Genomic DNA, 12,474 nt, shown 5'->3' with positions numbered 1-12,474 from the left:
ATTATGTTGCTTTTTCTTTAGTATAAAAAATAACGCAAAAAGACGCTATTAATATGCTTCACGTTTTCTTTTTGCGTTATGTGGGTTACGATCTTATTTTTGCTTTTTTGAAAAGTTTGCTTTTGGTTCAGTTTTATTTATAATTCGTCCGATATTTGCACGGTGTTTATAAATAACCATACCTGCTAATAAACACATCGCAATAATGAAGATTTTATCCCCGCTAACAATGGATGCAATAACAGCAACAACTGCTGTTACCATAGAAGAAAGTGATACGTATCTTGTTGTAAATAAAAGGGTGAAAAATACAACAGCCAATATTGCAAAAACAACTGGTGAATAGCATAATAGCACCCCAGCAGAAGTTGCAACTGCTTTACCACCGCGGAATTTTGCGAAGATTGGATAGACATGTCCAAGAACAGCCGCTAACCCGAACCATAGTGGATGAATATCTAATCCGAAAATCATTGGTAGACTTGTTGCTAATGTCCCTTTTAAAATGTCAGCAATTGTAACGGTAAAACCTGCTTTTTTCCCTAATGTGCGGAATGTGTTTGTTCCGCCTAGATTACCGCTCCCGTGCTCACGAATATCGATTCCGTAGCCGATTTTTCCAACAACTAGTGCAAATGGAATCGAGCCAAGTAAGTAGGCAACGATAAATAAAAGATATGTAGTAACCATAAGTTCAGTCTCCTTTATTCAAATGTGTTGATAAAGGGTAAAAAGAGTTTTTCCCGTATATTGTACCATACATTTGTAAAGAGCACATTTCTTTTTTGTAAATGAAAAATTCATTATTTCGTGAAAAAAATTTCACAGTAATGTTACATTTCTCACAGAAACAGTAAGACTATATGTAGTAACATTTTAATCAAAAGATAACAACATATTGGTGGAGGGTTATAAATGTTACAAAATAATACACGTGGAGAAGAAGAATTAATGAAAGTGTTTGAGACAATAGTCCACGGCAATGAACAAGATTTGATGCAAGAAAATGCAAATGTAGACGGCCGCTCTCCAATGGGCGTAATGGGAACGTTCGCATCTGAGAGTGCAAAATATTATGCTGTTGAGAATTTATTGTCAGATCAAGTGAAAAAAGCGATAAATGAAAATATATTATATCCACATGATTTAGATTTTTATGCAACAGGAACGACGACTTGTTCACAAATTCCGTTAGCGCAAATGCTTGCTAACGGTTTTCATACTGGACATGGACATATGAGACAACCGCAAGACATTAAAAGTGCATTGGCTCTTTCGTCTATTATTTTTCAAGCGAATCAAAATATGCAGCATGGTGGTCAATCGTTTGCACTCTTTGATATTGATTTAGCACCTTATGTACGAAAAACAATTGAGAGACATAAAAAACGATTACAATCATATCCGCTTACGAAAGAACAAATAGAAGAATTCGCATGGAAAGAAACGGAAAATGATACGTATCAAGCGTGTGAGGCTTTCGTTCATAATTCGAATAGTATGCATAGTAGGGGCGGAGGACAAGTACCGTTTATTTCTATTAATTACGGAACAGATACATCAAAAGAAGGAAGAATGTTAATTAAACAACTTTTAAAAGCGACACAAGCTGGACTTGGTAAAGGAGAGACACCGATTTTTCCGATTCAAATTTTCAAGATGAAAAAAGGTGTGAATTTTGAAGAAAGTGATCCGAACTACGATTTATTTGAATTAGCATTAGAGACAACGGCTGAACGATTGTTCCCTAACTTTTCATTTTTAGATGCTCCGTTTAATGCAGTACATTATGATGGAAGACCAGAAAGTGAAGTATGTTACATGGGATGTCGTACCCGTGTTATGTCTAATATACATGGAGAAGAAACAGCGATTGGTAGAGGGAATTTATCATTTACGTCTATTAATTTAGTGAAATTAGCGTTAATTAGTGGTTCAAAAGAAGCGTTTTTTGAAGCGCTAAACTATTATTTAGATTTAGGAATTAAGCAGCTATTAGAAAGATATGCGTATCAATGTACGAAGCGAGCAAGAGATTTTCAGTTTTTATATTCACAAGGTGTATGGCGTGGTGGAGAAACGTTGCAGCCTGAAGACTCCGCAGCCTCGATTTTAAAACAAGGGACGTTAAGTATTGGTTTTATCGGTCTTGCGGAATGTTTAGTAGCTTTAACAGGAAAGCATCATGGGGAAGATGGAGAATCATGGAAACTTGGGTATGAAATTATTTCCTTTATGAGAGATAGAATGGATAAAGCGACAGAAGAACATCAACTGAATTTCTCAGTAATTGCAACTCCAGCAGAAGGATTATCAGGGAAGTTTGTGAAAAAAGATAGAGAAGAATTTGGTGAAATTAACGGTATAACGAACCATAATTACTATACGAATTCATTCCATATTCCAGTTTATTATAACATTCAAGCGATAAATAAAATCCGTTTAGAAGGCCCGTTCCACGCTCTCTGTAATGGAGGACACATTACTTATATTGAACTAGATGGAGCAGCAATGCATAACAAAAAGGCATTAAAACAAATTGTACAAGCCATGGCAGAACATGGCGTTGGATACGGTTCAATTAATCATCCTGTTGACCGTTGTAAGTGCTGTAGTTATCACGGGGTTATTGGGAATGAATGTCCAAGTTGCGGGAATAAAGATGAGGCTAATATAGAAAGAATTCGCCGTATAACAGGCTATCTTGTAGGAGATATGTCGAAGTGGAATAGTGCGAAACGTAGTGAAGAGATAGATCGGGTGAAACATAAATGAAAGTGATGAATATTATTCATGATAGTGTAGTAGATGGAGAAGGATTGCGGACAGTCGTGTTTTTTGCGGGCTGTCCGCATCGTTGCGTTGGTTGCCATAATCCGAAATCGTGGAATATTTGCAATGGAACGGAAATGACAGTAGAAGAAATTGTGAAAGAGATTGCAAGTAATCCATTAACTGATGTAACATTTTCAGGTGGAGATCCATTTTTTCAAGCTGCTGAAGTGAAAAAGGTAGCAAAAATCGTGAAAGATTTGAAAAAAAACCTATGGATGTATACAGGTTATACGTTAGAAGAGATACAGAGTTCTCAAAATAATGATATGATAGAGTTGTTACATTATGGGGATGTTTTAGTCGATGGAAGGTTTGAAATTGAGAAAAAAGATTTAACACTTCCATTTCGCGGAAGCTCCAATCAACGTATTATTCGATTGAAAGAGTAAAAAGGCGGGATAGATTATATGAATAAAACAGTATTGCTTGTTGAAGATGAAAGAAGATTACGTGAAATTGTTAGTGATTATTTTCGTAATGAAGGCTTTGAAGTAATCGAAGCAGAAGATGGAAAAAAAGCGTTAGAGTTATTTGCAGAGCATGAAATTGATTTAATTATGTTAGATATTATGTTACCGGAAATAGATGGATGGTCTGTTTGTAGAAGAATTAGAAAAGAATCAGCAGTACCAATTATTATGTTGACAGCACGTTCGGATGAGGATGATACATTGCTAGGTTTCGAATTAGGTGCAGACGAGTATGTAACGAAACCATTTAGCCCGAAAGTATTAGTAGCTCGCGCAAAGACGTTATTGAAACGTGCGGATGGTGCGGTAGGAGTAGCGGAAGAAAATGCTATGTCTTTAGCTGGAATAGAAGTAAATCGTCTATCTAGAACTGTTTTAGTAGATGGAGAAGAAATTATATTGACACATAAAGAATTTGAACTTCTTGTGTATTTAATGGAGAACAAAGGAATCGTGTTATCACGTCAACATTTATTAGATCAGTTATGGGGATATGACTATTACGGTGATGACAGAACGGTTGATACCCATATTAAAAAACTTCGAAATAAGCTAGGAGATAAAGCGAAGCATATCGGTACTGTTATTCGAGTTGGTTATAAATTTGAAGAATAATCTAGAACGATTTGTGTAATTTAGCCTAGGGAAATGGCGATTTTATACTCTCTTTTGAAGGTAGAATGTACAAAAAATACTTTTTTTGTCTACAATGTTAGATAGGAGTATTTTTTTAATTAGATTTCACGATGAGTTCACAAGAAGGACACAAAACGTGACTATACTGAAAATACGAATTCACCAGAGAGGGGAAATAAAACATGGGATATTACGACGGACCAAATTTAAATGAAGAGCATAGTGAAACGAGAGAAGTGAGAAAATCAGGTAGTAAAAAAGGCTATTTCTTCACAGGTTTAGTGGGGGCTGTAGTCGGAGCGGTTTCGATTAGTTTTGCAGCACCATATATGCCATGGGCTCAAAATAATGGAGCGCCAGTATCATCATTTAGTTCGGATTCAAAAGTAGAAGGTACTGTAGTTCCTGTTGTAAATAAAGCGAAAAATGAAACTGATTTACCTGGTATGATTGAAGGGGCGAAAGATGTTGTTGTAGGTGTTATTAATATGCAACAAAGTGTTGATCCATTTGCAATGCAACCGACAGGTCAAGAGCAAACAGCTGGTACAGGATCAGGTGTTATTTATAAAAAAGCAGGAAATAAAGCATATATTGTAACAAACAACCATGTAGTAGATGGTGCGAATAAACTTGCTGTTAAACTAAGCAATGAAAAGCAAGTTGATGCGAAATTAGTGGGGAAGGACCCTTGGTTAGACTTAGCTGTTGTAGAAATTGATGGGGCTAATGTGAATAAAGTTGCAAGTTTAGGCGACTCAAGTAAAATCCGTGCTGGTGAGAAAGCAATTGCCATCGGTAACCCGTTAGGATTTGATGGAAGTGTAACGGAAGGTATTATTAGTAGTAAAGAACGTGAAATTCCAGTTGATATTGATGGGGATAAACGACCAGATTGGCAAGCACAAGTTATTCAAACAGATGCAGCGATTAACCCAGGTAACAGTGGTGGTGCATTATTTAACCAAAACGGTGAGGTAATTGGTATCAATTCAAGTAAAATAGCTCAGCAATCAGTAGAGGGAATTGGTTTTGCAATCCCAATTAATATTGCGAAACCAGTCATTGAATCACTTGAAAAAGATGGTGTAGTGAAACGTCCAGCACTTGGCGTAGGTGTTGTTTCATTAGAAGATGTGCAAGCTTATGCAGTAAATCAATTGAAAGTACCGAAAGAGGTAACAAATGGCGTTGTATTAGGTAAAATTTACCCAATATCACCGGCTGAAAAAGCTGGTTTAGAGCAATATGATATTGTAGTAGCATTAGATGGCCAAAAAGTAGAAAATTCACTTCAATTCCGCAAATATTTATATGAAAAGAAAAAAGTAGGCGAGAAAGTAGAAGTTACATTCTATCGCAACGGCCAAAAAATGACGAAAACAGCTACATTAGCAGATAATTCAACTACTAAGAATCAATAAGTTTAAACCTTAATTAGTAAGGTTATCCGCAAATAGTGGATAAAAGAAAGTCTCTTTCATATTGAAAGAGACTTTCTTTATCGGCTATACTAAAGGAATAGGAGGGATTAATTATGACAATTGAAAACCCAACTCGTACGGAAATTGGTGAAGTGTTAAAGAAAAGCAAAACAATTGCGGTTGTTGGATTATCAGATAAGCCAGAACGTACATCGTATATGGTTTCAAAAGCAATGCAAGATGCTGGATACCGCATTATTCCAGTTAATCCAACAGTAGATGAGGTGCTTGGAGAAAAGGCAGTTTCTTCACTAAAGGATATTAAGGAACACGTTGACATTGTAAATGTATTTCGTCGCTCAGAGTTTTTAATGGATGTTGCAAAAGAATTTGTAGAGATTGATGCAGATGTTTTTTGGGCACAATTAGGAGTACAAGATGAGGATACATACAAATTTTTAAAAGAAAAAGACTATACTGTAATAATGGATCGTTGTATTAAAGTAGAACATGCGATGACAAAATAGTATAGATTTAAAGGTAGAAAGATTGATTCAGCCCTCATTATAGATAAGTAGGGCCGATGAACGAGGTGTTCATCATGAGATTTTTTAAAGGCTGTTTTTGGGGGTTGTTATTTGTAATCCCATTTTGGATCTTGATCATTTGGATCATAATAAAGGTTTGGAATGTGTAATCTTGGAATACATATCCATTTCTCGTTGACAAACGATTATTTTTCTGAAATAGTAGCCTAGAGGAATCCTTGTGAGAAAACAAGGATTTTTCTATTGAAAATGGTATATAAAAGAGATAAGATAACTTGCCAAAACTATAGTCGAGGCGTTATTCTATAATAGAAACATATGTTCTGATTTTGGATTAGGAAAGGGGCAAGGAGTTTGGCGAAGCATCAGTTCCAATATAATGAAGATGCGATTCAAGTGTTAGAAGGACTTGAAGCCGTTCGAAAACGCCCGGGTATGTATATCGGGAGCACGGACAGCCGTGGATTGCATCATTTAGTATATGAAATAGTAGATAACTCCGTTGACGAAGCGTTAGCGGGATTTGGCGACGAAATTTCAGTTGTAATACATAAAGATAATAGTATTAGCGTTATAGATAAAGGGCGAGGAATGCCTACGGGAATGCATAAACTTGGGAAACCTACACCTGAAGTTATTTTAACTGTACTTCATGCCGGTGGTAAGTTTGGTCAAGGTGGTTACAAAACGAGTGGTGGTTTGCACGGTGTTGGGGCATCAGTTGTAAATGCCTTATCAGAATGGTTAGTCGTAACGATTAAGCGTGACGGAAATATTTACGAACAACGCTTTGAAAATGGCGGTGTTCCTGTAACGACGCTTGAGAAAATCGGGAAGACGAAAGAGTCTGGTACTACGATGCATTTCAAACCAGATACAACGATTTTCAGCACAACAAATTATAATTATGAAACATTATGTGAGAGATTACGTGAATCTGCATTCTTATTAAAAGGAATGAAAATCTCAATAAAAGATGAACGAAATGATTTAGAGGATGTATTTCATTATGAAACGGGAATTGAAGCTTTCGTTTCATATTTAAACGAAGAAAAAGATTCCATTCATCCAGTTGTATATTTCACTGGTGAACAAAATGGAATTGAAGCAGAACTAGCATTTCAATTTAACGATGGCTACTCAGAAAACATTTTATCGTTTGTAAATAACGTACGTACAAAAGATGGTGGAACACACGAAGCTGGATTTAAAACAGCGATGACGCGTGTGTTTAACGAGTATGCTCGTAAAGTAGCACTATTAAAAGAAAAAGATAAAAACTTAGAAGGCACAGATATTCGTGAAGGTGTAGCGGCTATCGTTTCGGTACGTGTACCAGAAGAAGTGCTTCAGTTTGAAGGGCAAACGAAAGGGAAACTAGGTACAAGTGAAGCGCGTTCTTCAATTGATGCCATTGTATCTGAGCATTTAGCATACTTTTTAGAAGAAAATCCTGATGTAGCTACACTTCTTGTGAGAAAAGCAATTAAAGCAGCACAAGCCCGTGAAGCAGCCCGTAAAGCAAGAGAAGAAGCGCGTAGTGGTAAGAAAAAGAAAAAATCAGAAGGTACGTTAAGCGGGAAATTAACACCTGCACAATCACGTAACCCGCAAAAAAATGAACTGTACCTAGTAGAGGGTGACTCTGCCGGTGGTTCTGCGAAACAAGGACGAGACCGACGTTTCCAGGCCGTATTACCGTTACGTGGTAAAGTAATTAATACAGAAAAAGCAAAGCTTGCTGATATCTTTAAAAATGAAGAGATTAATACAATCATTTATGCGATTGGCGGCGGTGTAGGAAATGAATTTGATGTTGAAGATATTAACTACGATAAAGTTGTAATTATGACCGATGCCGATACGGATGGGGCTCATATTCAAGTATTGTTATTAACGTTCTTCTACAGATATATGAAGCCACTTATCGAAGCTGGTAAAGTGTTTATCGCGCTTCCTCCTTTATACAAAGTAAGTAAAGGAAAAGGTAAGAGTGAGGTAATTGAATACGCTTGGTCAGACGAGGAATTAGACGGTGTAACGAAAAAAGTTGGAAAAGGCTATATGCTACAACGTTATAAAGGACTTGGTGAAATGAATGCGGATCAATTATGGGAAACAACAATGAATCCTGAAACGCGTACATTAATTCGCGTGAAAATTGATGATGCAGCAAGAGCAGAGCGTCGCGTTACAACATTAATGGGCGATAAAGTAGAACCGCGCCGTAAATGGATTGAACGTAATGTACAGTTTGGTATGCAAGAAGAAGGAAATATTTTAGAAAATGAAATGATTATGGAGACGGAGGTGGAATAACATGCAAGCAGAGAAGTTTCATGACCTCCCGCTTGAAGACGTGTTAGGTGATCGCTTTGCACGTTATAGTAAATATATTATTCAAGATCGTGCACTTCCAGATGCACGTGATGGCTTAAAGCCAGTACAAAGACGTATTTTATATTCTATGTATGTAGAAGGTAATGTACATGATAAAGCGTTTCGTAAATCAGCTAAAACAGTAGGTAATGTTATCGGTAATTATCATCCACATGGAGATTCCTCTGTATATGAAGCAATGGTACGCTTAAGCCAAACTTGGAAAGTACGTAATGTTTTAGTTGAAATGCATGGTAATAACGGTAGTGTTGATGGGGACCCAGCGGCAGCGATGCGTTATACGGAAGCTCGTTTATCACCAATCGCATCTGAATTATTACGTGATCTTGATAAAGAAACAGTTGAATTCGTGTCAAACTTTGATGATACGAGTGAAGAACCGGTTGTATTACCAGCAGCGTTCCCGAATTTATTAGTGAACGGATCTACAGGGATTTCCGCTGGTTATGCAACAGAAATTCCTCCGCATCATCTTGGAGAAGTTATTGATGCTACAATGATGCGTATTGATAAGCCAAATAGTACTGTTGATGATTTATTAACAGTTATGAAAGGACCAGATTTCCCAACAGGCGGTATTATTCAGGGGATTGATGGTATTAAAAAGGCGTATGAAACAGGTAAAGGTAAAATTATTATTCGCGGAAAAGCAGAAGTTGAAACAGTGCGCGGTGGGAAACAACAAATTGTAATCACTGAAATTCCTTACGAAGTGAATAAGGCAAATCTTGTAAAGAAAATGGATGAATTACGTCTAGATAAAAAGTTAGATGGTATTGCTGAAGTGCGTGATGAGACAGATCGTACTGGTTTACGAATTGTTGTTGAATTAAAGAAAGAAGCAAACGCCGAAGGTATTTTAAATTATTTATATAAAAATACAGATTTGCAAATTCCATATAACTTTAATATGGTAGCGATCAATAATCGTCGTCCAACACTTATGACATTACCGAAAATTTTAGATGCTTATATTGGACATCAAAAAGAGGTTATTACGAGACGTTCGCAATATGAATTAAGAAAAGCAGAAAATCGTCAACATATTGTAGAAGGTTTAAAGAAAGCATTATCGATTTTAGACCAAGTAATTGAAACAATTCGAGCTTCAAAAGATAAACGTAACGCGAAAGATAATTTAAGTGCAAAATTTGGCTTTACAGAAGCACAGGCAGAAGCAATTGTTTCCTTGCAATTATATCGCTTAACGAATACAGACATTACGGCGTTACAAGAAGAAGCAGATGAGCTTAATAAGAAAATTATTGAGCTACAGGCAATTTTACAAAGTGAAAAAAGATTACTTCAAGTAATTAAAACAGATTTAAAGAGAGTTAAGAAAACATATAGTGATGATCGACGCGCAATTATTGAAGATCAAATCGAGGAAATTAAAATCGATGTAGAAGTGATGATCCCACAAGAAGATGTCATCGTTACTGTAACGAAAGAAGGATATGTGAAACGTACTGGATGGCGCTCACATAATGCCTCAAATGGCAAAGACTTCGGTATGAAAGAGGGTGACATCTTACTTGAACGATTCGATACGAATACGACAGAGACAGTCCTCTTATTTACGAATAAAGGCAACTATATATATCTGCCAGTATACGAAATGCCAGATATTCGTTGGAAAGATTTAGGTCAGCACGTTGCTAATATCGTTTCACTCGACCGGGATGAAACAATCATTTGGGCAACGGTTGTACCGAACTTTGAGGAAGAAAAACGATTTATCGTATTTGTAACAAGAAATGGTATGATAAAGAAAACAGAATTAAATCAATATAAAGTTCAGCGTTATTCAAGGGCATTCGTTGCTGTAAACTTGAAAAAAGATGATGAAGTTGTCGATATATTTGCGACAGATGGAACGAGTGATATCGTTCTTGCTACACACGGTGCATATGCACTTATTTTCCATGAAGATGAAGTAAGTCCAGTCGGTGTAAGAGCTGCTGGCGTGAAAGCAATTAATTTAAAAGAAGATGACTATGTCGCTTCTGGTAAACCGTTAAATGGTGACAAAGATCAACTTATTCTCGTAACACAGCGCGGTGCTGTAAAACGTCTAAAAGCATCAGAAATTGAAAAATCAACGAGGGCGAAACGAGGTCTTGTTATTTTCAAAGAATTAAAACGTAATCCGTACCGCATTGTCGGTATTGAAATTGTTCGGGACGATGAATTAGTTTACATGAAGACAGAGAAAAACATTGTAGAAGAGATTGATCCGAAAGCGTATCGAAATAAAGACCGGTATAGTAATGGTAGCCTAGTGCTAGATGTTAATGATACTGGTGAAGTAGTAGAAACGTGGACGAAGAAAAGACCAGAATAAAGAGGGCATCTTGCTATGAATAATAGCAAGATGCTTTTTTCTAGGCAATTTATTATATAAATAATAATAATCTTGTTATAATAACTGAATGAAATCGTTCTCATAAAGTGAAACTTTAATCAATGGAGATTTTCTTTATCCACACTGATTATTAGTTAAACCAATCGGGCTTTAACGAGCAGTTGATTCCTCACCTAGTTCCTTAGTTTTCGCTGAATTTTGAGTTAGGAATCTTACTGCCTGTTAAAGCGGGACAAATGGAGGGGCAACATGAAAAAAATAGGTGTAGGGATTGTAGGATTTGGTTTTTCTAGTACGACATTTCATATCCCACTATTACAAACGATAGAAGAATATGATATTCGTGCTGTATTATCCTCAAAAGAAGAGGTAGTAAAAGAAACATTACCAAATGCTAATGTTGTTAGTACAATTGATGAATTGGTGAAGCGAGCTGATGTTGACTTAGTTGTTATTACATCACCTAATACAACTCATTTTCCATATGTAAAAGAAGCAATTTTAAACGGTAAGCATGTTGTTGTAGAAAAACCATTTGTTGTCTCAATTGAAGAAGGGGAAAAGCTTATTTCATTAGCAGAGCAGCATAATATAATGTTAAGCGTATATCATAATCGTCGTTTTGATAATGATTTCTTAACAATTAAGAAATTGTTAGGAGAAAACAGAGTAGGGAATGTATACGCATATGAATCGAATTTTGATCGTTTCCGTCCACATGTACGTGATCGATGGAGAGAAAAAAATCTACCAGGCTCCGGTATATTATACGATTTAGGATCGCATTTAATTGACCAAGCGTTATCAATATTCGGGAAACCCGATGCGATAAGTGCAGATGTAATAAAACAAAGACCAGGTGCAGAGGTGGATGATTATTTCCACATAGTACTTCATTACGGAGTTAAACGTGTCATTTTACGTAGTAGCAGTTATGTGAAAAAAGCTGGACCGCATTTTATAGTGCATGGAGAGAAAGGTTCTATCGTGAAGTACGGTATGGATTCGCAGGAAGAGCAATTAAAAAATGGAATGAAGCCAGGTGATAACGGTTATGGAGTAGACGATGAAGAGAATTTTGCTACTTTAGAAACAGAAGAAAGCTTAGAGCGTATTCCAACAGAAGTCGGTTGTTATGACAATTATTATAAAGGTGTACGAGATAGTATATTAAATGGTGAGAAACTACCTGTAACAGCAAAAGAAGGTTTAGATGTTATTAAACTGATTCAATTAGCGATTGAAAGCAGTGAAAAAGGTAGAGTCATTTCTATAAAATAAAAAGACACGAAATTCGTGTCTTTTTATTAGGAATATGTGAATATGATTAATTATTTAGTTTAGTCGTTTATCATACATTAATTGGATGTGTATGCCATAAGGATCTTCAATAATACCATATGCTTCACTAAATATATTTTTTTCTAGCGGAGAGATTATTTTCACATGCTTATCGGAAATTAAATTATTATAAAATCTTTGTATTTCTTCTAAATTAGCGCTTTGAATGCAAAGTGACATGTTATTTCCAACGTTATAACGTTCATTAGTATTCATTGTATCTTCTGCTATCATTAGCTTTGTATTCCCAATTTGTAAAACAGAGTGAGCGATATGTTCTTTATTTTCACTTGTAATTTTAAAAGAACGATCTCTTTTCGCCAGTTCTTCATACGTAACAACCATTAATTTTTTGGCTTCTAAATTACGTGTATAAAAGTTAATTGCCTCCTTTGCTTGCCCATTCATTGAGAGAAAAATAGCTATTTCTAATGTCATAAATTTACAACTCCTTT

The 12,474-nt window shown here is 36.1% G+C and carries 10 protein-coding genes; 8 read left to right on the top strand and 2 right to left on the bottom strand.

The window, feature by feature from the left end; genetic code table 11:
• Positions 1-93: 93 nt before the first annotated feature.
• A complete protein-coding gene (gene plsY / locus ACS2CR_RS09755; protein ID WP_000258974.1) occupies positions 94-690 on the bottom strand; it encodes a glycerol-3-phosphate 1-O-acyltransferase PlsY in 597 nt (198 codons plus the stop codon).
• 225 nt (positions 691-915) lie between these two features.
• Here plsY and ACS2CR_RS09750 point away from each other — a divergent pair, with 225 nt between their 5' ends.
• The 8 genes from ACS2CR_RS09750 (at position 916) to ACS2CR_RS09715 (ending at position 11,959) form a co-directional block, all read left to right on the top strand.
• Entirely contained in the window at positions 916-2,775 is a 1,860-nt protein-coding gene (locus ACS2CR_RS09750) for an anaerobic ribonucleoside triphosphate reductase (protein WP_153602512.1), read from the top strand.
• Positions 2,772-3,224 carry an anaerobic ribonucleoside-triphosphate reductase activating protein gene (gene nrdG / locus ACS2CR_RS09745; protein ID WP_000867078.1) on the top strand — a complete coding sequence of 151 codons (453 nt, stop codon included), beginning with the start codon at positions 2,772-2,774 and terminating at the stop codon, positions 3,222-3,224. Before ACS2CR_RS09750 ends, nrdG begins: the two co-directional genes overlap by 4 nt.
• Positions 3,225-3,242: 18 nt before the next feature.
• Positions 3,243-3,920, top strand: a complete 678-nt coding sequence (locus tag ACS2CR_RS09740) for a response regulator transcription factor (protein ID WP_001044679.1) — start codon at positions 3,243-3,245, stop codon at positions 3,918-3,920.
• A 203-nt stretch (positions 3,921-4,123) separates the two neighbouring features.
• A complete protein-coding gene (locus tag ACS2CR_RS09735) occupies positions 4,124-5,365 on the top strand; it encodes a S1C family serine protease (RefSeq protein ID WP_000542647.1) in 1,242 nt (413 codons plus the stop codon).
• Between the two features lie 113 nt (positions 5,366-5,478).
• Positions 5,479-5,892, top strand: coding sequence for a CoA-binding protein (locus tag ACS2CR_RS09730; protein WP_000151387.1), 414 nt, complete (start codon positions 5,479-5,481; stop codon positions 5,890-5,892).
• Positions 5,893-6,267: 375 nt separating this feature from the next.
• A complete protein-coding gene (parE, locus tag ACS2CR_RS09725; RefSeq protein ID WP_001062202.1) occupies positions 6,268-8,232 on the top strand; it encodes a DNA topoisomerase IV subunit B in 1,965 nt (654 codons plus the stop codon).
• A 1-nt stretch (position 8,233) separates the two neighbouring features.
• Positions 8,234-10,657: a DNA topoisomerase IV subunit A gene (parC, locus tag ACS2CR_RS09720; protein ID WP_001147463.1), complete on the top strand. Its 2,424-nt coding sequence runs from the start codon at positions 8,234-8,236 to the stop codon at positions 10,655-10,657.
• Between the two features lie 270 nt (positions 10,658-10,927).
• Positions 10,928-11,959, top strand: a complete 1,032-nt coding sequence (locus ACS2CR_RS09715; RefSeq protein ID WP_000719771.1) for an oxidoreductase — start codon at positions 10,928-10,930, stop codon at positions 11,957-11,959.
• Between the two features lie 54 nt (positions 11,960-12,013).
• On the opposite strand, the gene ACS2CR_RS09710 is transcribed toward ACS2CR_RS09715, so the two are convergent.
• On the bottom strand, positions 12,014-12,457 hold the full coding sequence (locus tag ACS2CR_RS09710; RefSeq protein ID WP_000171345.1) for a VOC family protein: 444 nt from the start codon (positions 12,455-12,457) through the stop codon (positions 12,014-12,016).
• Positions 12,458-12,474 lie beyond the last annotated feature (17 nt).

Origin of the sequence: Bacillus cereus group sp. BceL291, assembly GCF_051776705.1 — a bacterium.
GTDB classification, from domain to species: Bacteria; Bacillota; Bacilli; order Bacillales; family Bacillaceae_G; genus Bacillus_A; species Bacillus_A cereus.
Note: the sequence above shows the minus strand (reverse complement) of the source record. Positions and strands in the feature narration are given on the sequence as shown.

What these genes read in the sequence shown, in the direction of transcription:
- ACS2CR_RS09735 (WP_000542647.1), top strand. Translation starts at nt 4,124, where the DNA reads ATGGGATATTACGACGGACCAAATTTAAATGAAGAGCATAGTGAAACG.
- plsY (WP_000258974.1), bottom strand. Translation starts at nt 690, where the DNA reads ATGGTTACTACATATCTTTTATTTATCGTTGCCTACTTACTTGGCTCG.
- parC (WP_001147463.1), top strand. Translation starts at nt 8,234, where the DNA reads ATGCAAGCAGAGAAGTTTCATGACCTCCCGCTTGAAGACGTGTTAGGT.
- ACS2CR_RS09750 (WP_153602512.1), top strand. Translation starts at nt 916, where the DNA reads ATGTTACAAAATAATACACGTGGAGAAGAAGAATTAATGAAAGTGTTT.
- nrdG (WP_000867078.1), top strand. Translation starts at nt 2,772, where the DNA reads ATGAAAGTGATGAATATTATTCATGATAGTGTAGTAGATGGAGAAGGA.
- ACS2CR_RS09730 (WP_000151387.1), top strand. Translation starts at nt 5,479, where the DNA reads ATGACAATTGAAAACCCAACTCGTACGGAAATTGGTGAAGTGTTAAAG.
- ACS2CR_RS09710 (WP_000171345.1), bottom strand. Translation starts at nt 12,457, where the DNA reads ATGACATTAGAAATAGCTATTTTTCTCTCAATGAATGGGCAAGCAAAG.
- ACS2CR_RS09740 (WP_001044679.1), top strand. Translation starts at nt 3,243, where the DNA reads ATGAATAAAACAGTATTGCTTGTTGAAGATGAAAGAAGATTACGTGAA.
- ACS2CR_RS09715 (WP_000719771.1), top strand. Translation starts at nt 10,928, where the DNA reads ATGAAAAAAATAGGTGTAGGGATTGTAGGATTTGGTTTTTCTAGTACG.